We start from the raw sequence: 21,514 nt of genomic DNA on the forward strand, positions 1-21,514 counted from the left end.
GCAGAAATGCAGTGGTAAGGGCTAGCTTTCGGCGGGGCTCCGATTGGCGATTACGGCATGCAGTCGTAACGCCAATTCGACGGCAAAGCGTTTTTCAGGCGTCTCCACATCGATGCCGAACAACTCCTGGATACGCGACAGGCGGTATCGCAGCGTCGTCACATGCAGGCCCATCGTATCCGCGCAGGCCTGGCTGCGGCAGCCTTCCTGCAAATAGATCGATAGCGTTTCGAGATAGGGCGTACCGTTGTCGCGGTCATGCTCGGCGATGGCGCCGACGCTGTCATGGACAAAGCCGCGGATATCGCCGGTATCGGATGCCGCGACCAGCAAAGGCAGCGGCCCGAAATCCTGCCCGGACAGCGCGCCGGTGCGCCCGAAGGAGCGGCCAATGCGGATCGTGCGTCTGCATCGCTCCCAGGCTGCGGGATAATCCGCAAGGCCGTTGCAGCGATTGCTAGCCACGACGAGCGGTTCTTCCTCGAAGGATCGCCCGAGATCCTCGGCGACACGGCGCATCACCTTATTGAGCTTTACCTGCCGTTTGCTGGCATCGAAGGGCACTAGGCAGACCAGCCCGCCGTCGGTAGCAATCACGTTCGCCGCTACCGCCGCCTGCTGCAATATGCGTGCGACGCTGTGCTCGACATCAATTGAGATGCCACCAAGGCTTTTCGTGCGCTCCGGAAAGTCGACGACGATCATCTGCTGCGCAGTTGCAAAATTGAGCCCGAGGCGTTGCGCCCGCTGCAACAGGTCGCCGGCATTGCGCCAGCGTTGCTCGACGACTTCGAAAAACAGTTCCGTCTGGGTGCGGGTCTCGAACCGGAAGCGGATGAAACTGCGCATCATCTGGACATTGAGCGCAAACTTGGCGCTGTCGAGCATCAGCAGGTCCAGATCGCTGAATTCGCGCGACGACGGAAAGATGATCAGCGCACCGACCAGCTGGGCATCGACATTCAGCGGCTCGATCCGTGCCGAAATTGTGAACCGGCGCGTTCCGTCATCGAGAAACAGATTGGCCGTCTCGCTGCTGCCGCGGTCAATCGCGTCGCGCGCGGCGCGCATCAATGGCCGGCTCAGCGACGTCGCTGCCGCCTCCTGCCAGGCGGCATCCTCGAACTGGCCAAGATTGGGAGAGTGGCCAGGGATCACCTGGTTGGTGGTGAAATCGATTACAACAAGCGGATTGGGTAAGAGGGCGCCGATCATGCTCGACAGCGAGGCGACCGACCCGTCGGCCAGCACATGTTCCAATAGCGACGTATGCGCCTGCAAGGCTCTCTGCAGACGGTCGGACGAGCGCTTCTCCGCCTCCAGCCGGTGCTGCCGCTCGACGGCAATCGCTCCCAAATGCACGATCATGCCAAGGAATGCGAGATCGTCTTCTGAGACGTCGGTGATCTTGCGCGCGATCACGCTCAGCACCATCGGCCGGCCCTCGCTATCGGCACAGTTCATCGGCATGACCAGAACCGTGCGGTAATCACGCTCGAACGCCTCGCGCCGATAGCCAGGAAACTCCTCGGATTCTCGCGCATCGCGGATATAGACAGGCTCGTTGCGCTGTAGCGCAATCAGCGAGGGGCTTGTCGCCAGTTCCCACTTGTCCGGCAGTTGCCGGTGGATCAGCGTCGGATCATGCCGCACGACGACATGGGCATAACCATGCGCCGCATCGATCGCCATGATCGAGCCCAACGACCAATTCGCATGGCGGCAGGCGGCAATGATCAGGTCGCTCAGTACAGCCGTTAGATCGCCGCCGCTGTTGATCTGGCTGGCGACATCCCTCAATGACAGGATCTGCGATTTCTTGTCCAAGCTGCGGATGTACTCCGTGGGCAAGCCGAAGTCTGCACCGTTACTTAGCCTTCATTCTACTCTTTTTCAGAGCAGAATGAAGTCATCCTTTCCTGCGAAAAGCAGGAAGATTTTGGAGTTCACTGCTCACTAGTTTCGCCGACACCATAAACGGAAAGATCGCGACCATGGATATCGGCATCAGGAAAATTGCTACGTTCATCGAGGAGACCTTCATCGAGGGCGGCAGGTATGCGGAACGGCCGATTACAATGGTGGTTGTCGCGGCCATCCTGCGTAATCCCTGGGCCGGACGCGGTTTCGTCGAAAACCTGCGGCCGGAAATCCTGCGCGTGGCGCCGGTGCTCGGCCAGGAACTGACACGCCGCCTGCTCGCTCTGATGCCAGCCGAAAAGGTCGAGGCCTTCGGCAAGACCGCCGCCGTCGGCGTCAATGGAGAAATCGAGCACGGCTCGGCCCTGATCCATACTCTGCGCTTCGGAAACGTCTTCCGCAACGCCGTCCACGGTACCTCCTACCTGGAATTCACCAACACGCGCGCGGCTCCCGGCGCGCTCCTGTCGTTGCCGATGACGCACAAGACCGAATCCGGTAAGCGCTCGCACTTCCTCACCGCGAGCTTCCAGATCGCCGATGCGCCGGGACCCGACGAGATCGTCGTCGCGATAGGCACCTGCGATAGTGGTCGGGCGCATGCCCGCATCGCCGACCGTTTCCAGGACATGGCGGAGATGGAAGCCGAAATGCAAGCGTGACCGCCAGTTCGCCGCATGGTTATCAACGAGCAGTATCAGGGATGATTGTTGCATCACCGGCAGGATTTGAAGGCGCATGAAACTGGACGCGATCGACCTGCGCATCCTTGAGGCCGTCCAGCGCAACGGCCGCATCACCAAGGTGGCGCTGGCAGAAGAGGTCGGCCTATCGCCGACCCCCTGCTGGATGCGGCTTCGAAGGCTGGAAAAAGCCGGCATCGTCTCGGGCTACCACGCCAGCGTCGCGGTCCGTCGCCTGGCGCCCGTCGCCAGCGTCATGATGGAAGTCACCCTCGAAAACCACCGGCAGGCGGATTTCGATCGCTTCGAACGCGCTGTTGCCGCCATTGCCGAAATCACCGCCTGCTGGTCAGTCGGCGGCGGGGTCGATTATATCCTGAAGATCATGGCTGCCGATATCGACGCCTACCAGCGTTTGGTCGATGGCATGCTCGACCGCGAAATCGGCATCGCTCGCTATTTCACTTACATCGTCACCAAGACGGTGAAGGAGGAAACTGCGTTGCCGCTGTCGGTGCTTTTTTCCGCGCCGAAAGCACCGAACAGTTAGAGGATTCCTCTGCGGCAGCTGCCTTCTTTGGACCAATCCCCTCTTATCATCCGGCTCAACAGACCATTCCTCGCGTGAAAACTGCCAGACTTCCGGCAACTTGCAAACCCGAGGAGCCTAAGATGAACGCCGTATTCGCACGCCCCACCTGTCATGAGGCGCTGGAGCGCCTGAAGGACAAGCATCTGCTGAAATCGCTGGCCTATGTAGGCGGCCGCTGGATTGCCAATGAGGCGAACCGCACGCTTGAAGTGCGCGATCCCGCCTCCGCCGCACCGCTCGCCTGGGTATCCGCCCTGGATGCGGACGAGACCACCGCGGCCATCGGCGCGGCAGCGTCCGCGTTCCCGAAATGGCGGGCGCTGCTGCCGCAGGACCGTGCGAAAATTCTCCGCCGCTGGTACGAGTTGATGCTCGCCGCCAAGGACGACCTGGCGCTGATCATGACGCTGGAACAGGGAAAGCCACTGACGGAATCCGAAGGCGAAATCGACTACGCCGCCTCCTTCGTCGAATGGTATGCCGAGGAAGGCAAGCGGCTGAATGCCGAGAGCGTCACCAGCCACCTGACGGGCGCCGAGATGATCGTGCGCCGCGAGGCGCTCGGTGTCGTCGGCATCGTCACGCCCTGGAACTTCCCCTGCGCGATGATTACCCGCAAGGCGGCTGCGGCGCTGGCGGCAGGCTGCACGGTCGTCGTCCACCCCTCGTCGGAAACACCGCTGTCGGCGTTGGCATTGGCCGAGCTTGGCGAACGGGCCGGGATACCGCGCGGCGTGTTCAATGTCATCACAGGCGACGCCGCCACCATTGTTGGCCGCATGAGCAGCGACGCGCGTTTGCGCGCGTTGAGTTTCACCGGTTCGACGGAGATCGGCAGGCTGATTACCGCTCAATGCGCACCGACCATGAAGCGGCTGGTCATGGAACTCGGCGGCCATGCACCGCTGATCGTCTTTGCCGATGCCGATATCGACAAGGCGGTTGATATTGCCCTTGATGCCAAGTTCGCAACGTCGGGGCAGGATTGCCTTGCCGCCAATCGCATCTATGTCGAGCGTCCGGTCCTTGCTGCCTTCAACGCTGCCTTCAAGGCTCGCGTCGAGACGCTGAAGGTCGGTGCGGGGCTGGAGGCGGGTGCGCAGATCGGCCCGCTGATGCATGCGCGCGCAGTGGCCAAGGTGGAAGAGCACGTAGCCGATGCCCTTGCCCGCGGCGCAACCCTCCTGACCGGCGGTACGCGGCACAAGGCCGGTCCACTGTTCTACACGCCGACGCTTCTCGCCGACGTGCCCGCAGAGGCGCGCATCATGCATGAGGAAACCTTCGGGCCGGTCGCCGCCATCACCGCTTTCGACACAGAGGCAGAGGTCATCGCGCGCGCCAACGATACCGAGTATGGCCTGGTCGCCTATGTCGTCACGGAAAACGGCGCGCGTCAGATGCGGCTCGGCCGTGTGCTCGAATACGGCATGGTGGCGATAAACCGGGTGAAAATCACCGGCAGCCCGATTCCCTTCGGTGGGTGGAAACAATCCGGCATTGGCCGCGAAGGTTCCCGTCATGGCCTCGAGGCCTTCACCGAACTCAAATATCTCTGCATCGACACGGCCGCCTGAGGCTCGTAGACGCTTTCCCGAACCCCAAGAGGAAGACATCATGTCCGAACACAGCAACGAAATGAACGCCTGGGACCGCGACCATTTATTTCACCCGTCAACCCATATGGGCATGCATGCGCGCGGTGAAACACCGACGCGCATCATTGCCAGTGGTGAAGGCGTGCGCATCACCGATACCAAGGGCCGCACCAGTCTCGACGCTTTCGCCGGGCTCTACTGCGTCAATGTCGGCTATGGGCGCCGGAAGATTTCCGATGCGATCGCGGAGCAGGCGAAGAATCTCGCCTATTATCATGCCTATGTCGGCCACGGCACCGAAGCCTCGATCACGCTGTCCAAGATGATCATAGACCGCGCGCCGAAGGGCATGTCGAGGGTCTATTTCGGTCTCTCCGGTTCGGACGCCAACGAGACCAACATCAAGCTGATCTGGTACTACAACAACATCCTCGGCCGCCCGGAAAAGAAGAAGATCATCTCGCGCTGGCGTGGCTACCACGGCTCCGGCGTCATGACCGGCTCGCTGACCGGGCTTGAACTCTTCCACAACCTGTTCGACCTGCCGCGCGCGCCGATCCTGCACACGGAAGCCCCTTATTATTTCCGCCGCCTGGATCGTTCGATGAGCGAGGAACGGTTCTCGCAGCATTGCGCCGAAAAGCTGGAGGAGATGATCCTGGCAGAAGGGCCGGACACGATAGCCGCTTTCATCGGCGAGCCGATCCTCGGCACCGGCGGCATCGTGCCGCCAACGGCCGGCTACTGGCAGAAGATCCAGGCGGTGCTGGAGAAATACGATATCCTCCTGGTCGCCGACGAAGTCGTCACGGGTTTTGGCCGTCTGGGCTCAATGTTCGGTTCCGATCACTACGGCATGAGGCCAGACCTCATCACCATCGCCAAGGGCCTGACCTCGGCCTACGCACCGCTGTCCGGTTCGATAGTCTCCGACAGGATGTGGCAGGTACTGGTCGAGGGGTCCGACACGATGGGCGTCATTGGCCATGGCTGGACCTATTCCGCCCACCCGATCTGCGCTGCCGCCGGTATCGCCAACCTCGAACTGGTCGATGAACTCGGCCTTGTCGACAATGCCGATTCCACCGGCGCCTATTTCAGAGCCGAACTGGCGAAGGCCGTCGCTGGCCACAAAAACGTCGGAGACGTGCGCGGCGACGGGTTGATGGCAGCAGTCGAATTCATCGAGGACAAGGATGACCGCAAATTCTTCGATGCGTCAAAGAAGATCGGCCCGCAGGTCTCGTCCGCGCTGCTCGAGCGCGGCGTTATCGGCCGTGCGATGCCGCAGGGCGATATCCTCGGCTTTGCCCCGCCGCTCTGCCTGACCCGCGCCGAAGCCGACATTGTCGTCAAGGCGGCTACCGGCGCTATCGAGTCGGTATTCGGCCGCTAAGCGCCGGGCTCAGCTTGAAACGAAACGACACTGGCGGCCGTGCGACATTAATCATACGGCCGCCTTGAAGGGAATCGAACGGTGGTCACCTCGGCCGTCAAGCGACGCGGAAGGGAATCAAGTAGTTGCCCGAGTCCGGCATATCGGCATCTAGCCTTCGGTACGCTAATCGCATACCATGGATGTGGCGATAAGAAGGCTTATACGATGACGACGGTTGAGAAGATTACCATTGCATTGACACCTGAGATGGCGAGATTTGTGCGAAACGCGGTCGATGCTGGCGAATATGCGTCAACTAGCGAAGTCATCCGCGACGCCCTGCGTGAGTGGAAGGAAAGACGGGATTTGCTTGGCTATACAGTTGAGGATCTGCGAGCGCTTGTTCATGAGGGCATCGACAGCGGTCCGAGTCAGCGTTCGACGATGGCCGAGGTGAAAGCTGCCGCGCGCCATCGCTTTGAGTCTTCACAACGCGAAAGCTAACTGTGCTTTCTATTGTCCGCACTGATCGTGCCGATGAGGACCTGATCGAAATCTGGTCCTACATTGCCATTGAAAACGTAGTCGCAGCTGATCGAGTTCTCGATGCGATTGAGGCGCGCTGGCAGCATCTCGCACGACACCCTTACTCGGGAGTGGCGCGCGACGACATTTCACCGGGTATTCGGCATCTGGTCTCAGGCGAGTATCTAACTCTTTATCGGCTCACCGGCGGCGCAGTCGAAATCATCCGCGTGCTGCACGGACGCCGGAAGATTTCCTCCCAAGTCGTTTTTTAAGGGGCGCGTGTCAGCGTGGCTACAGAAAAGAAACCACCATCGACATCGCACGCGTGGGATAACGCCTATTTATGGAACATTCGAATAACTCGATGTAGCGTTTCTTGCCTGTTCCCGTGCGGCCGACGAGAACGACATTGCGCTGGTCGGCGACGAAGATGCCTGTGGCCAGTCGCACCAGGGATCCATGACGGGTGTGTCGCATGGTCATTGGAAGATCACGACGTGCACTGTCGGCCTTCGACTTGGCGGCATGGCAGCCCCCATGGTGCGTGCTGGACCGCCCGATGTACGGCGACACCTTCCTTGCCTATGTCAGCCAGGCTCTCGTTCCCGAACTGACGCCTGGCGATATCGTCATCATGGACAATCTTCCCGCCCACAAGGTCGCAGGCGTTCGCGACGCAATCGAGGCAGCAGGAGCAGGCCTGATCTACCTGCCGCCTTATTCGCCCGACTTCAACCCGATCGAAGTGGCATTCTCCAACCTGAATGCCTTGCTTCGGGCCGCAGCCGCCAGAACCATCCCAGACTTGTCGCAGGCTATCGCCGACGCCATCAAGCAGTTCAAACCTGACGAGTGCCGGAATTACTTCTAGGCTGCCGGATATGATGCTTTCTGATGGGAAATTGCTCTTGCATAGCTATTCTCTGATCTATAGGAATTTTGTTTCAGACCGTTTGTGATGCCTAAAGAAGGTGGCGCGCCTTGAGACTCTTTGGAAGCGCTCTGGTTGCAGTATGCATTTAACATCAATTCAGTCGGGACACCTGCTTGCCGCCCCGCCTTTTGAAAAAAAAGATGCTGTTGAGCAGACGTCTGGCAAAGAGTTTTCTTCCTACATGAATCCTGAATTTGGAGAGAAACAGACGGGTATCAAACGGTACAGCCGAAAAATCCGCGATAAATCGCTTGTCTGCTGGCAAGTGCAACATTGAGCTGTTGAAATGGTAGGACAATGGCATCTGATAGAACATCGTTCTGGCGGAGAACCATCGGCTGATCCAGCGATACGGCTCGGCGCCGATATCCGTTACCTTCATGCTTTTCTCATTGGCCAGCAAGTTGACCGCGGCGGAAACTATCATCTCGTCCCCGACGTGATGCAGTGTCGATATTGCTGCCCTATAGTTCGGCCAGAGCAGTTCGATACGTTCCGACAGCGTGCGGAAGGCAGCGCTTGATCCGGCAACGAACTCTCCTCCGTACCATCGAATGGTATCGACGCCGGCACCAGCGACACGCTCCATATCGGCTTTAACCAAATCGTTCCCGTATTCTTCCAACACCGTTGGCGTGATATCATAAAGGAAAAGCCTGTCTTCGTTCCACAAGTCGAAATCGATTTCGGGCGCCTCGAGCATGACGACGTCGTTATCGACGAGCCCTACGCGGTTTCCGAAGTTTCCCGTCCCGAGTTGACGAAAGACGTCCAGCTTGAAATGTGCCGCATAGAATGGAATTCCACGGGGCACATCCCGGTCGAAAACCATCCCGACCGCGATTAGGGGCCGACCAAGTTTTGCAAGTTGTTCGTTTACGTAGGCGGGTTCGTTTGTGAGAATTTCCAGCTGAACTCCCTGCCCGGTGCAGCTTTGTGAAAAATTGGAGGCGCACCGTATGTAAACGTCCTTGAACGCGAGCTTCCCGGCCCCGATACTTGCGTTCCATATCTCGGTATCGTCGATGTAGAGAAGTGTGAAGAGCCTCAGACCGTCATGTTGCGCGTTCACCGATATCGCTCCCTTGAAAGGCCAAGTGCGAAGAAGATGTCTTTGTGCCAGGCAGGTTGCCGGTTTGGAGCATTTCTTCAATGCATCTGAAGTGCTGTATCAGACAGAATTTCGATCAGGATGGTAGCTGCGGCATCGACAGGAACATGAGCCTACGGCGAATGCTTTCGGGGGCGACCGCGTCAAAGCCCCATCCGCCCTACTCGGGCACCGGCAGTTTCCGCGCATGGATCGAGTGACGCAGCGGCGTTCTCGACGTCAGCGCAAACATCATGATGGGAACTGCAAACAGGAGCATATGCACCCAGACCATCAACACCCAATCGGTCTTGTGGGATATGGCGTGCATGGCCGGTACGACAGACATAACGTAAACGAACTGCGCAGCGAACGCACCCGCCTCGGCCGACGCGAAGATGCGGCGCATGATGTAGGCGAGGCCGAAAAACTTAACCGCTCCAAAATACCAGAACGATTGAAAGGCATCGGCGAGCCCCGTCTCCGTTGTGCCGAGAACGGGATCGTAATCCCTCGCAAGGGCGGGCTGGGAAATCATCAGGCTGGACTTCACGTCAACGCCGACGAGTTGTGCCGGTATGAACGAGAACACCAAATTATTCCAGTGGGACAGACCGTAGTCGAACTCCATTTTTTCGTCGGCATAACGCACCCTCTGGATCGCGTTTCTCATTTCGTTGCCACCACTCGACCAGACTTTCGCGGTGTTCTCCAGCAGGTCAATTTCGGCGATGTCCTGCCAAGCCGAGCCGGTGTTATTCTTCGAAATGGCTCGATAGTCGCCGACGCTGTTCATGAGCAAAGTGCCGACAACTAGGCCACCGAGGGCGAGCCAACGGGGGATCGCCCGGCGCTTGTAAAACCACAGCGCGAGCGCGCAGATCATGAGCAACTCGGTCGTGTCTGCACGGCTGCCGCTACGCACGATGCGATCGACAATGAAAGCAAGATCGAACGCCATGATGCCGAGCGCGCCGGCAGAGAAGCAGCGCGCCAGGCACAGGACGGAGATGGCAAAACCGTAGACCAGCAAACGCGAGAAAAACACGTAGATCACCGGCACGCCTGTCATCTGGACCGCGATGGTGACTTCGCCGGGCAGGCGGCTCAGAGCATAATAGAAATATGCACCCAGGACAGACAAGACGGCAGCGCCGATCAGCAGCCGCGGTTCGCTGAATGTCATTCGAAAGAAGTAAAGCGGCTCCCCGTTTCTGGTCCACCCGAACCAGCACATCAAAAGGCATAAAATCAAGAACCCGACGGCCTTGATGAACGCTGCCTCCGGCACAAAGGGATCATGCGCCAAACCTGGAACCTGAACGATGATGAATGCAAAGCTGACGGCGCCGACGTGAAAGGGGAACTCGAAGACCCGCCTTCTGCTCATCATCCCCCACGCCACCAGACTGAAAACGACAAGGAACAGCATCGCTGTCAGGAAATCATTCATCGCAAGCAACTCCGCGCGCGAGGGAGAAAAGGCTTTCGTACGGCTGCCATCACGGCGACGCGGCTGGGCGCCGTCGTTTTCATCGCGCCATACGGTGCAATCGCAACGAGAGGGCACCAACACAGATGGCCCCGCTGCCTTGACGCAAGGCTCCGGACAGGCTCGGCAAAAAGGCGACAAGGCTGAGACCACTGCCGCTATACCGTCAACCGCGCCACGCAGATGGCGTGGCCTCGGCGCCAGCACCTTGCGCGACGTTTAATTCAAATCATCAGCGACATTAAATCTGTCAGTGGAGTTCGAGCCAGGCCGCGCCGATGCTCGGAAAAGCCCCGCCGCGCGTCCTGGCCCTTGATATCAGGCCCGCTCGCAGCAACGTAGGTATCTCTCGGGCATTGCGTTGCCAAGCTGGCCAAAAGAGGTAGATCAGCGGCGATGGCGAAATGCGGAACCACAAATTTAGTTGCCCATAGCGGCAACTAGGCGCGCAAGCGCCGCCAGAGAATTGGAATTCGTCTTTCTCATGATTGCTGCCCGATGGTTTTCGACCGTGCGCTGGCTTATGCCGAGTTCGGACGCAATGACCTTGTTCGAGCGACCGGAGACAACCATTTCCATGATCTGTCGTTGCCTTGATGTCAAAGCCTCGATTGTGATACGCGCCACGTCCCCCGCTGCGGTGGATTTGCGCGCGCGTCGAAACTGACTGACTGCGGCTGTTACACTTGCGAGCAATTGCGCCAGGCCGACTGGTTTTTCCATGAAATCGGAAGCGCCAGCCTTCATCGCCTGAACGGCGATCTCGACATCGCTATGTCCGGTAATCATAACGGTCGGGATCTGGAGGCCGGCGTCTTCCATCACGGTAAGGAGATCGAGCCCTTTCATCCCCGGCAGATAAGCGTCGATCAGGAGACAGGCATCCTGATTGGGCGTGTAGTCCGCGAGAAACGCTTCACAACTGCTATAGTCCCACACGATCCACCCTTCTCCTTCGAAGAAGGTTCGAAGGTTGCCGCGGATTTCATCATCATCGTCAACGAGATAAAGCGTGCACTCGCCGTCTGCGGCCGCCTTCCGAATATTGCTGCCGTGCGTGCCTTCAGGCGAATGCTGCGAAAGGATTTCTTGAATAGCGCGATTGAGATCGCTTGTCCGCACAGGCTTGAACAGTATCTGAAGCTTATGGTCCGAAATTGTACGCAGCGTATCGGTCGATATATCGCCTGTCAGGATGATTGCCGGGATGTCCCGCGCCAGCATCTCGCGGATCGCGACGACTGCCTGTAATCCGGTCAACCGGTGGGCGAGATTGAAATCCGCAATTATCACATCAGGCATCGTCTCAGTCGAAAGGATCGAGAGCGCTTCTTCCGCATGCGACGCGGTCCACACCTGGTGCCCCTCCTGTAGAAGGGCGACGCGCAGCAGGTCACGGACATCGTTGTCGTCTTCAATGATCAAGACCACTGCTTTGGCGGCGCTCCCCTTTGCAGCTTCGCGGCTGGGCAGTGGCAGGACAGTTGTGGGTCCGGCGTATGCCAAAGGGATTTCGACCGAGAAGAGTGAGCCCGCCCCGATCTTGGAACGAACCTCGATCCGGTGTTCTAACAAGTCACCCAGCCGTTTGACGATAGAGAGCCCCAGTCCCAGACCATGTTGGTGGACACCGTCGGCAGGCACGACCTGGTTATACTCGTCGAATATCGTTGCAAGCGCACGCGGCGATATGCCGATCCCGGTATCCCGTATCTGGACGAAGACACGATCGCCAGCGCGTCTGCAACCGACAAGGATACGTCCCATCCGCGTGTATTTCAGCGAATTTGAAACAAGGTTGCGAAGCATCTGCTCCAGAAGGCGGGGATCAGTGTGCACGATAAAGCTGGATGGCACGACACGGAGACGCACCGCCTGCACCTCGCTGCTGACCGAGAACTCCTCCCCAAGACGCTTGAGCAGGCCGCCGATCGGAAAACTCTCCTTGTGTGGTTTGACGACGCCGGCCTCGATCTGGTTGATGCCCAGCATCGTGCTCAGCGTTCCAGACATGGAAGCGATCGTGCTCCCCAGTTTTTCAACCAGGCGTTTGCGTCCATCGCCTTCCTTTGAAGTCTCAAGAAGACCCTGAATGAGTTTCAACGTCTGCAGCGGCTGGCGAAGATCATGGCTCGCCGCGGCTAGGAATCGCGATTTCGATAGATTGGCAGCATCCGCGTCGCGCCTTGCAGCCATCAATGCATCGGCCGCCAGCCGCTGGTGGGTGCTTTCGACAAAGAGGATCACAACACCGTCGGCACCACCCTCCAGCGTGCGGTACTGCATCACACGGCGGATATACCATTCACCACCATGGGCGAGGACCTCACGCTCGGCGGTATCTCCGGTTTGCAACACCCGGGCTATGTCCTGGAACAAATCCGCATCATCCATCTTGGGACTTAAATCGGCAAGCGGTCTGCCGATGTCGCTGCCCAGGATGCTGAAGACGGACCTGATTGCAGGCGTGAAAAAACGGATATTCAACGCGTTGTCCAGAAACAGCGTCGCCACATCTGCGATGTAGAGCACGTTTTCAAGATCGTTTGCGGTCGCGTTCTGGCGCTCCAGTGTTTCCTGCAGTTGGCCGTTCAGAACGGTCAACTCTTCGTTCAGCGACTGCAATTCCTCCTTGGACGTTACCAGTTCCTCGTTGGCAGACTGAAATTCTTCGTTGAGCGACAGGGCTTCCTCATACATGGCCCGCTGCTCCTCTCCGGCAATCTCCAAGTCGCGAATCGCGCTGTTCAACTCGCCGCGCACTTCATCCAGTTCTCGTTGGAGCTCGCCCACGCGCGAAACGTCGGCGGGCGTGACAGTCTTGTCACTGCCACTTTTCTGCCTGCGGACATCGATGAAGCAAACAAGGACAAACTCCTCTCCGCCATAGTCGACATGTTCGACGTGCATGTCGAAACGAAGGAGACCTGTCGCGTCACTGACCCGTCCGCCACGCGCAACGACGCGCTTTTTTTCGCGATGCGCCTGCCGGATTGCCGAACGCAAATCATTGTGCAAAACGCGCGGCAGCATCGAAAATACGTCATGGCTCGGTATCCCCGCCGAAACCTGCATGTAACGGCCGACCGGCCCCAGCGAATAGATGCTCTCGTTCCGGCTGTTGATGAGAATTGCAGCCGGCGAATGATTTGCGAGCACTATCCGTCGGCACAGGTCGCCCAATGCAGCCTGCCGGCTGTATAAGTGGCTCTGGGTGTTCGGAGCCAGAGAACGCAGAAATGGTCCCGACCCGAGCGCAAAATTCACCTCACTGCGCCGACGTGGGCTTGTGCGCCGATAAATTCGCTCTCCTTTCAGAAGCGGATCAAAATAATCTCCGGGCCTTCCGGCTGTTTCAGCGCTACCGAGAACCAGAATGCCATTATCTCGAAGCGCAAAGTGAAAAAGGGCCATCGTCTTGCTCTGTGCTTCCCCCTCCAAGTATATAAGAACATTCCGGCACGATATGATGTCGATATTTGAAAATGGCGGGTCGGCGAGGATATTATGGAGCGCAAAGACGATTAAGCCGCGCAAATCAGGCGCAACACGGTAACCATCCTCCTCGCGGACGAAGAATCGGTTCAAACGTTCCGAGGAAACGTCCTCCAGTGCACTCGCGGGATAAAGCGCCTCCCGCGCAACGGCGATAGCATCGGCATCATTGTCGGATGCGAAGATCTGGAGTTTTATCGAGAGTTTTTTGCTATCGGCATACTCGCGAAACAACATTGCGAATGAATATGCTTCCTCGCCGGTACTACAACCCGCCACCCAGATGCGCAGCGTCTGATCTGGTTTTTTGTTATCGAGAAGCGCCGGGAAAACGTCGTTCGCGATGCGTTCGAACACCTGCGCGTCCCGAAAAAATGCGGTTACGTGGATCAGGAGATCCTTTGCGAGTTGACTTCTCTCGTGGGCATCTTGCCGCAATACCCCAAGGTATTGCCGCATATCGCCGTTGCCAATCGAGCGCATCGCCATTCGCCGCTGAATACGCCGTTCAATCGTGCCATGCTTGTAGAGCGAAAAGTCGCTGTGCGTCTCGTCGATCAACAACTGGATGATCTGCGAAATTGTTTGGCTCGTCTTAGTGCTATCAGGCCGGCTGTTTTCCATTCCCAGAACGCGCTCACCGGAGGCATGCGCCCTCAAGGCTTCCGGCATAGCCGCGGCTCGAAGCAGGCTGTCGTTCGCACCGGCGGCGACGACGCTGCGTGGCATTCCATCGTGCCCAGCTTCCTGCAGATCCTGTGCAATGACCAGACCACCGGCGTTCCGCACCTCAACGCTTCCCAGCGTTCCGTCCGAGCCGGAGCCAGATAGCACGACGACCATCGCCTTCTCCTTCAAAAATAAGGCGAGGGAACGGAACAGGTAGTCGATGGCGAATTGCCTGCCATGCGCGATCTCCGGTTTCGTTACGCGCAAAACTCCCGCGTCTAGGGCAATATAACTGCTGGGCGGGATCACGTAGACGTGCCCCGGCATTACGACCATGCCATCCGATGCTTCACAAACGAGGATCTTCGTATCCTTCGCCAGTAAGTCCACCATCATGCTTTTGTGAAAAGGATCAAGGTGCTGGACAAGGATAAACGCCATCCGGCAATCGGCAGGGACCACACTGAGAAATCTGCGACACGCCTCGAGCCCACCTGCCGACGATCCCATGCCGACGATAGGAAAGTCCGGGGTGTTTATCAATGGTTCGCTCAAAGGATCGCTCTTGGGTGGGTCTCACGGTGGCGCAAGCAATTTCGCGCCACTGCTTCAATTTCATCTAAACTGAAACGACAAAAAGCCTAGCTGCTCGTGTCGTCCGCAGCCATTATCGAGATCAGCGCTTTAAAATAAATTTGGCTGTCACGCAGACATCATACCGATTTATGCACGTCCACAAAATAAATAAATTCAAAAAATCCGATAATTCCTTTTAATGACCACCAGCATTCTCAATGATTATATTTTATGAATATGAGTATTTTCCGATACTATCTTTTTTTAATTTTGAAGTTAACATAAATGATATTATTGAATAAATGGGGATGTTTATGTTGCATTCAATCTCACCCAGCCCTGGCAGATTATATACAACTAAATCTAGCGAGAGCGTCAAAAGTCGGGAAGGTGAGCATCATATTCGCTCGCCGGAAAAGGCAGCCAGCCCCGAGAGCGAAATTCTCGCAATCATCGATGAGAGAGCGCTTGATCGGGAATGCCTCGGTCAAAGCCTCATCTCGCACGGACTGGACATGGACATCGTCCTCTTCAGCTCGATCGAAATGTGGAAAAACGCCTTCACGCAGACGTTTCGTGGCATACTCCTCAATGTTGGCAGTCGCGACTTCCTTCATGCGTCGATGAACGAGGAAATCTGCCAGTTCATTGCCGAATTCCCGGAAATACCCGTCATCATCCTGTCCGACAATCAGGATATCCACCAGATCTTTGCAGCGCTGGAAATCGGAGCGAAGGGCTATATCCCCTCAACGGTGGGCATCGGCATCTGCGTCGAAGCCATCTCGCTGGCACTCGCTGGAGGTATCTTCATTTCCACCGAATGCTTGACCCACATTCAAAACCTTCTCGTTACAGCCGGGCAACGGCAACATCGGCGTTCGGAGATGTTCACCTCTCGCGAGCAGCAGGTCATAGAAGCATTACGCCGCGGGAAAGCCAACAAAATCATTGCTTACGAACTGAATCTCAGCGAAAGCACGGTCAAGGTTCATATTCGTAACATCATGAAGAAACTGAATGCGCACAACCGCACAGAGGCGATGTTCAAAATCAATTCGCAGTTCAACTAAGCCGGATCGCATCACCTTCTACCTATATTGACTATGTGCTCTCCCCGAATTGCAGGCATTACATTGCCAATGTGCACGCGGATGATTGGTGTCTGATCATCTTGTCCCCGTTTGAGGGCATGCTCATCAGACACCAATCATCCGCGAAGGGGATCATCGATGTGGGGATACGCAAAGCTTACCTAATGGCTGCACTTGAGCAGTATTGCCAGATCGTCATCAGTGTACTGATGATTTTCGTCATCTCCAGGATCCTCGGTTCCTCGACGATCGGCGCGGCTGTGATCGGGCTCGGCATTGGCACGATCGCATTCACGATCCGCGAATTGGCAACGTCGGAGTTCCTGATCCAGCGAGCGAATGTGTCGACGGACGACATACGCACGGCGACCACTCTTATCTTAGGGCTTTCGATGATCATCGCCGCGGTTCTTTGCACAATTGCGCCGCAGATCGCCGGCTTCTACCGCGAGCCTCAACTGACGCGGTTCATTCACGTGATCTCCGTGGCGGGCGTCCTCGATGCCTTTTCCGGACCGGCATCGGCCCTGATCCGCCGTGACATGCAGTTTGGTATCGCCACCCGCATCAATACGGCATCGGGCATCGTGTATGCGCTCGGCGTGGTCGTTGCCGCATTGCTCGATGCCGGCATCATGAGCTTCGCCTGGGGAACGCTGGCGGGCGCGGTGGTGCGCATGATGTTGTCATTTCATGCCCGGCCGTTGCTGTGGATGTTCCGGCCCTGTTTGCGCGGAACGCGAGCAATCATCGCGTTCGGCGGGTACAAGGGGGCATCCTCCGTGCTAGACAGGGCGTATGAGGCCCTGCCCCAGTTGGTCCTAGGGCACATCATGCCTATGTCCAACGTCGGCTTGTTCAACAGGGCAAACCTCGTCTGCGGGCTCCCGGACAAATTTCTTTTGTCGGCGATCTTCGCAGTAGCATTTCCTGCATTTTCCGCAGAGGTCAGGAACAACCGCGAAATCAAGCCATCCTATTTGCGGCTGATGGCCTACATCAGCGTTCTGTACTGGCCGACCACGCTGATGCTGGGGGTCTTGGCGCATCCCGTGGTCCTTCTGGCGCTGGGCAGCGAATGGGTGTCGGTTGTTCCGATCCTGCAGCTTATGGCGGTTGCAGCCTTCTTTTCCGTCCCGTGCATTCTGACCTTCCCGATCCTCGTGGCGCTCGGGGCCAACCGGCATGCCTGCGAAGCAAACTTCGTCGGCCGGGGCCTTTCGACGGTGATCATCTGCGCGGCAAGCTTCCAGGGGCTGACAGCTCTGGCGCTCAGCCAGTTCATCTCCCTCCCCTTCCAGGCTTACATCTCGATTCTTTACGTTCGAAAGCACGTGCCATTCACGTGGGCGGAACTTGGCGCAGTTTTCGGCCGGAGCGCCATCGCAAGCGCCCTTTCATTGACCGTTCCCCTGGCTGTTCTCGCGCTGAACGGGTTCGACTCACGGCTGTCCATCATTCAGGTGATTGTCTGCTGCACGTCCTGCGCCGTGGGGTGGAGCCTAGGTCTTCTGGTAATCGCGCATCCGATCCTGGAGGAGTTTACGCTCCTCACCGGCCGCTCCATCCCCCACTTGAGCATCGTGCGGTTGAGGACGTCTGTAAAATAACCGTCTGCTAGAACGTGTGGGGCGCCACGCTTCGCCAACATCAGAAGGATGCAGGACATGACCAGTATCGATGTTGTAATTCCGAATTACAATTACGGGCGATATCTGGCAGGCTGTGTCGGTAGTGTTCTGGATCAGGACATCGACGAATTGCGCATCCTTATCATCGATAACGCGTCCTCTGATGACAGCGCTTCCATCGCTCGGGCACTGGCCCGCCGCGATTCACGTATTGAGCTTCGTCTAAGACCAAGCAACTTGGGCGCGCACGCCTCCTTCAACGAGGGAATCGATTGGGCGCAAGCCGACTACCTGCTCATTCTTTGCGCTGACGATCTTCTCGTCCCGGGCACGTTGAAGGAAGCACGTAGGATTCTTGACCGAGCGCCTTCGGCCAATCTTGCCTATGGCCGAAGCCTGCTCCTGCATGATGGCGAAACGCTTGCCTACACAGAAAATCGGCGCCGCACATGGGATGTCAATGCTGGAAGCGATTTCTTGAAAATGCTTTGCTTTCTCGGAAAAAATCCCGTCAGCGGACCGACGGTTCTGGTGCGCACCGTCACCCAGAAACAGGTTGGTCACTATACCACTCGGCTATCCCATACCGACGATCTGGAAATGTGGATGCGCTTTGCTTTGACCGGCGACATCGCCTCGACTGGCACTGTCCAAGCGATAGCTCGCGTGCATGGTTCAAGCCGGTCCGCACGCGTGCGTGGTACGCATCTTTGGAACCGCCAGTTCGAGGCGGCATTCCGGCTGTTCTTCTATCGGGCGGGAGCCTCCTGCCCCGATGCCGCTTCGCTGTTGCGGATCGCAGAACACGCCATCAGCGACCGAGCCTATTGGAGCGCGCTGCGCGCGCTGATCTTTCACGAGCCGGATGCTGGAAGGTTGTTTTTCGACGCGATCCGTCTTCGTCCGACTGCAGCAGTGTTCCCCCCTTTGGGGTACCTTGCGCAGGAAGGCCGTTTGAAGAAGGCCCTTTCGCTCGCTTGGTGCGCGTGTGTCGCATCGGCTGCATCAGCGGATGGGTGATAACACTTCAGGCTTGCTCGGCTTGCGGCGATGTATGGGCACCGCGTCGATCCATTCGAGAAAGGCCCTCTCCTGCTCCGCGAGCCGCAGATTCACGTCTTCACCTCGAGAAAGAATTGTCTCCGATATGGATACCAAGTTGACACAGATTTCTCGAAAATGCACCGCAAGCAGCTGCACATCGAAGGTTTCGATGTGCAGTGCATACTTATGCTGCTCGAAATCCGCCAGAAGATCGACGTTTTTCTGGGCGTAGCCGAGTGAAATGATCGGACGTCCGAGCTTGAGCGCGCACACTGCGTTGTGATAGCGCGAAACGATTACGATGTCCGTCAAAGCAATATCGCGCATGATGCCATGCAGCGTTCCGCCTTCTCCGGAGGTTATCCGGCCCGTCGCAAGCAGCGGTCGCGTTGCAGCGAGGTGAGCCGAAAGATCGGCAACGGCGCGCAGATCGGCGCGATCGCCTGTCAGCAGCCGCACGTCGTGTCCCTCGTCAGTCAGCCATTCCACGAAACCTGCCATTTTGGAAATATAGCGCTCGTAGAGGTCGTCCGCATCGGCCAAGTCCTTTGCCCAGCCCCGATAATGCATTAGGCCGACACCGACCACGAGACGAAGACCACGCGGCCGCGAGGCAGGTTGCGGCGCGGGCAGACTAAAGGCAATGTCGGGGACCTTCCCGTCACGGGAAACATTGACACCCATGTTTTTCACATACTCGCGCGAGAATTCGTCCCTGAACGAGCGATAGCCGGCGGTGTTTGCTGCTGCCCGCATGAACCAGCGGCTGACACGGCGGCTCACGGGGCCGGCGCCAATGCTGACGAAGGCGACGCGCGCCTTGCGCAGCCTCGTGGCGATGCACCAACGGAAGACCACGAAGGGCCAGCCGAAAGGATGCTCCTGGAAATCGTCCAGGATCCCTGTTCCCGGTATAATCAGCACATCCACGTCGTTGAGTTGGGATATCAGGGAGCAAAAGACGAGAACCCGGCGCGGCAGGTTGAGTAGAAACCGGTTAAAACCTTTGAACCACCCTCGTCGAAGAACGACTCCGCTGATGCTAACGGCGCGCACCCTGTACTGCTGCTCCACGACCTTCGGGTCCGAGCAGATGCAGAGCAGCTCGCAGTCAGGTTTTACCCGTTTCAGGAAATTCAGCATGGATTCGAGCGATCCGTCGTTGCCGCTGTTTCCACTGCCAAACTGGCCCAATAATGCGATCTTCACGTAAGCTCCCGGAGACAAAGACCGCGATAGCGCCGCGTACGGCATCATCATAGCTAAGAGCTCTGAAAACTTTAGGTGTCTGTTCGGCGACAAACGTTCGCTCTTCGGTCAGGCCGAGCCTAGAACTTGTCCAATCAGACGAGCACTGCATGTGGTTTGGACGACTGCTCCGGCCTGCTCGCTTCAGTTAGCATTTACAGTCCCGCACTGCATTTCGCCGGTCGCAGTCATCGGTCCCTCGGAGAGCGCGCTCGTGAAATTTGCCTACTTCGTTAAGCCGCATATCGGCGGCACCTACACCGTCTTCACACAGCTGAGATCCGGTCTGGCTGCGCATGGCATCACGGTCGAATGGCTGAGCCTTCAGCGGCATGCCCAGGATGGCTACATCGACTGGAGCGACGCGATGGCTCATGGTGCCTTCGTGCCTGTCGCTGCCTCAGCAAGGCAACAGGACGAGGCAAGGGCGCTGGAAGTCGCGATCCGCCTGCGCGGCTACGACGGCATCTTTGTCAACGTGCTTGCCGATCCGGTCGAAACCAACATCGTGCATTATCTCCCCAACAACCTGCTCCGCGTCATGATCGTGCACAACATCACGCCGGGTACCTATGCGGCCGCATCCGCGATCCGCAACCGTGTACACGCGACAGCATGCGTTTCGGATCGCTGCCGCAAGGATCTCATCAGCAAGTATGGCTTTTCCCCATCCCAGACCTTCGTTGTTCCCAACGCTGTCGATGCAACCGCCGTGACCGGTTTGCGACGCACTGCACAATCGGGCAAGGGTCTGCGCGTAATCGCTCTCGGCAGAATCGAAGATTCGTCGAAGGGTGTATTTTGGCTACCAAAAATCCTGGCTGGCCTGCCGGACGATGTCGATCTGACCATTGCCGGTGACGGACCCGACCTGCCGGAGTTGAAACAGCGTTTTTCCGGATTCGGGTCGCGCGTCCGGTTTCTGGGGTACGTCTCTCCCGAAAAGGTGCTTCCGCTCATGATGGAGCATGATGCCTTCATCATGCCGTCGCGTTTCGAAGGCTTCGGAATAACCATAGTCGAAGCCATGGCCACCGGCTGTGTTCCGGTGGTCTCGCGCATCTCCGGCGTAACGGACACGATCATCGACCACGGCAAGAACGGTCTGCTGTTCCAGGTCGGCGATGTGGTCGAAGCGATCGATTTCATCAAGCGACTGCGCGATGGCGATGTCCGCCGGCAACTTTCCGCCGCCGGCCAGGAGAGGGCACTCTCCCAGTTCAACATCGAGCTGATGGCGGCTCGCTACGCAGACATTTTGCACGGGCTCCAAGGTACGCAGGCGATGCAGCCACCCGCGCTCCCCATGGAGGCATGGGCTCTGCCGAGCGGTCTTCGGCCCGGTCTGCGCAGACTGGTTCCGCGCTACCTAAAAAACTGGCTGCGCCAGCAAAGCGAGCGGCTTTAAGAGGAAGTCATGGCGCTGGTCGCCTGGCTGCGAATTATAGCGCGGGGAGCGGGCCGCTGAAGTGCGGCAATCGAACGATTGCAAGGAATAACGGCGACCTTACCTCATCGGACGCGACAGAGTGCCAATTTGGC

At 57.8% G+C, this 21,514-nt stretch carries 15 protein-coding genes and 2 pseudogenes; 11 read left to right on the forward strand and 6 right to left on the reverse strand.

Annotation, left to right across the window (positions count from 1 at the left end):
• Window positions 1-21: 21 nt before the first annotated feature.
• Window positions 22-1,827 (reverse strand): helix-turn-helix domain-containing protein, encoded by a 1,806-nt coding sequence (locus ASG68_RS12655; protein ID WP_062609767.1) that lies wholly within the window; start codon window positions 1,825-1,827, stop codon window positions 22-24.
• Window positions 1,828-1,994: 167 nt separating this feature from the next.
• Between ASG68_RS12655 and ASG68_RS12660 the strand changes: the two genes are divergently transcribed.
• The 6 genes from ASG68_RS12660 to ASG68_RS12685 all read left to right on the forward strand — a co-directional run bounded on the left by ASG68_RS12660 (window position 1,995) and on the right by ASG68_RS12685 (window position 6,971).
• The gene (locus ASG68_RS12660) at window positions 1,995-2,582 is read left to right on the forward strand and encodes an amino acid synthesis family protein (RefSeq protein ID WP_062601976.1); all 588 of its coding nucleotides are present in this window, start codon (window positions 1,995-1,997) and stop codon (window positions 2,580-2,582) included.
• Window positions 2,583-2,658: 76 nt separating this feature from the next.
• Window positions 2,659-3,153 carry an Lrp/AsnC family transcriptional regulator gene (locus ASG68_RS12665; RefSeq protein WP_062577238.1) on the forward strand — a complete coding sequence of 165 codons (495 nt, stop codon included), beginning with the start codon at window positions 2,659-2,661 and terminating at the stop codon, window positions 3,151-3,153.
• A 122-nt stretch (window positions 3,154-3,275) separates the two neighbouring features.
• The gene (locus tag ASG68_RS12670; protein ID WP_062601978.1) at window positions 3,276-4,772 is read left to right on the forward strand and encodes an NAD-dependent succinate-semialdehyde dehydrogenase; all 1,497 of its coding nucleotides are present in this window, start codon (window positions 3,276-3,278) and stop codon (window positions 4,770-4,772) included.
• A 40-nt stretch (window positions 4,773-4,812) separates the two neighbouring features.
• A complete protein-coding gene (locus ASG68_RS12675; RefSeq protein WP_062609769.1) occupies window positions 4,813-6,189 on the forward strand; it encodes an aspartate aminotransferase family protein in 1,377 nt (458 codons plus the stop codon).
• Between the two features lie 207 nt (window positions 6,190-6,396).
• Window positions 6,397-6,675 carry a type II toxin-antitoxin system ParD family antitoxin gene (locus tag ASG68_RS12680; RefSeq protein ID WP_062577249.1) on the forward strand — a complete coding sequence of 93 codons (279 nt, stop codon included), beginning with the start codon at window positions 6,397-6,399 and terminating at the stop codon, window positions 6,673-6,675.
• Window positions 6,676-6,677: 2 nt separating this feature from the next.
• On the forward strand, window positions 6,678-6,971 hold the full coding sequence (locus ASG68_RS12685; protein WP_062577252.1) for a type II toxin-antitoxin system RelE/ParE family toxin: 294 nt from the start codon (window positions 6,678-6,680) through the stop codon (window positions 6,969-6,971).
• A 103-nt stretch (window positions 6,972-7,074) separates the two neighbouring features.
• Here ASG68_RS12685 and ASG68_RS32865 read toward each other — a convergent pair.
• A pseudogene (locus tag ASG68_RS32865) lies at window positions 7,075-7,155 on the reverse strand (IS21-like element helper ATPase IstB); the annotation flags it as partial.
• A gap of 9 nt (window positions 7,156-7,164) precedes the next feature.
• Between ASG68_RS32865 and ASG68_RS12695 the strand changes: the two are divergent.
• Window positions 7,165-7,570 (forward strand): annotated as a pseudogene (locus ASG68_RS12695) (transposase); the annotation flags it as partial.
• 154 nt (window positions 7,571-7,724) lie between these two features.
• On the opposite strand, the gene ASG68_RS12700 reads toward ASG68_RS12695, so the two are convergent.
• From ASG68_RS12700 to ASG68_RS12710, 3 genes are all read right to left on the reverse strand, one after another.
• Window positions 7,725-8,705, reverse strand: coding sequence for a hypothetical protein (locus tag ASG68_RS12700; protein WP_062577256.1), 981 nt, complete (start codon window positions 8,703-8,705; stop codon window positions 7,725-7,727).
• Window positions 8,706-8,904: 199 nt separating this feature from the next.
• Complete coding sequence (locus ASG68_RS12705; protein WP_062577258.1) at window positions 8,905-10,176, reverse strand: hypothetical protein; 1,272 nt, start codon at window positions 10,174-10,176, stop codon at window positions 8,905-8,907.
• A 459-nt stretch (window positions 10,177-10,635) separates the two neighbouring features.
• Entirely contained in the window at window positions 10,636-14,934 is a 4,299-nt protein-coding gene (locus ASG68_RS12710) for a CheR family methyltransferase (RefSeq protein ID WP_244484210.1), read from the reverse strand.
• A 335-nt stretch (window positions 14,935-15,269) separates the two neighbouring features.
• Between ASG68_RS12710 and ASG68_RS12715 the strand changes: the two genes are divergently transcribed.
• The 3 genes from ASG68_RS12715 (at window position 15,270) to ASG68_RS12725 (ending at window position 18,700) form a co-directional block, all read left to right on the forward strand.
• Window positions 15,270-16,028: a response regulator transcription factor gene (locus tag ASG68_RS12715; RefSeq protein WP_082478016.1), complete on the forward strand. Its 759-nt coding sequence runs from the start codon at window positions 15,270-15,272 to the stop codon at window positions 16,026-16,028.
• 185 nt (window positions 16,029-16,213) lie between these two features.
• A complete protein-coding gene (locus tag ASG68_RS12720; RefSeq protein WP_062577262.1) occupies window positions 16,214-17,659 on the forward strand; it encodes an oligosaccharide flippase family protein in 1,446 nt (481 codons plus the stop codon).
• A gap of 57 nt (window positions 17,660-17,716) precedes the next feature.
• Window positions 17,717-18,700, forward strand: coding sequence for a glycosyltransferase family A protein (locus ASG68_RS12725; RefSeq protein ID WP_062601984.1), 984 nt, complete (start codon window positions 17,717-17,719; stop codon window positions 18,698-18,700).
• Here the strand turns inward: ASG68_RS12725 and ASG68_RS12730 are convergent.
• Window positions 18,686-19,933, reverse strand: a complete 1,248-nt coding sequence (locus ASG68_RS12730; RefSeq protein ID WP_162243546.1) for a polysaccharide pyruvyl transferase family protein — start codon at window positions 19,931-19,933, stop codon at window positions 18,686-18,688. The two genes, ASG68_RS12725 and ASG68_RS12730, sit on opposite strands and share 15 nt — an antisense overlap.
• A 253-nt stretch (window positions 19,934-20,186) precedes the next feature.
• On the opposite strand from ASG68_RS12730, the gene ASG68_RS12735 reads away from it, so the two are divergent.
• Complete coding sequence (locus tag ASG68_RS12735; protein ID WP_062601985.1) at window positions 20,187-21,380, forward strand: glycosyltransferase family 4 protein; 1,194 nt, start codon at window positions 20,187-20,189, stop codon at window positions 21,378-21,380.
• Window positions 21,381-21,514 lie beyond the last annotated feature (134 nt).

The sequence above is a fragment of the Rhizobium sp. Leaf453 genome, assembly GCF_001425605.1.
GTDB lineage: Bacteria > Pseudomonadota > Alphaproteobacteria > Rhizobiales > Rhizobiaceae > Pararhizobium.

What these genes read in the sequence shown, in the direction of transcription:
- ASG68_RS12660 (WP_062601976.1), top strand. Translation starts at nt 1,995, where the DNA reads ATGGATATCGGCATCAGGAAAATTGCTACGTTCATCGAGGAGACCTTC.
- ASG68_RS12665 (WP_062577238.1), top strand. Translation starts at nt 2,659, where the DNA reads ATGAAACTGGACGCGATCGACCTGCGCATCCTTGAGGCCGTCCAGCGC.
- ASG68_RS12670 (WP_062601978.1), top strand. Translation starts at nt 3,276, where the DNA reads ATGAACGCCGTATTCGCACGCCCCACCTGTCATGAGGCGCTGGAGCGC.
- ASG68_RS12675 (WP_062609769.1), top strand. Translation starts at nt 4,813, where the DNA reads ATGTCCGAACACAGCAACGAAATGAACGCCTGGGACCGCGACCATTTA.
- ASG68_RS12680 (WP_062577249.1), top strand. Translation starts at nt 6,397, where the DNA reads ATGACGACGGTTGAGAAGATTACCATTGCATTGACACCTGAGATGGCG.
- ASG68_RS12705 (WP_062577258.1), bottom strand. Translation starts at nt 10,176, where the DNA reads ATGAATGATTTCCTGACAGCGATGCTGTTCCTTGTCGTTTTCAGTCTG.
- ASG68_RS12715 (WP_082478016.1), top strand. Translation starts at nt 15,270, where the DNA reads ATGTTGCATTCAATCTCACCCAGCCCTGGCAGATTATATACAACTAAA.
- ASG68_RS12720 (WP_062577262.1), top strand. Translation starts at nt 16,214, where the DNA reads ATGGCTGCACTTGAGCAGTATTGCCAGATCGTCATCAGTGTACTGATG.
- ASG68_RS12725 (WP_062601984.1), top strand. Translation starts at nt 17,717, where the DNA reads ATGACCAGTATCGATGTTGTAATTCCGAATTACAATTACGGGCGATAT.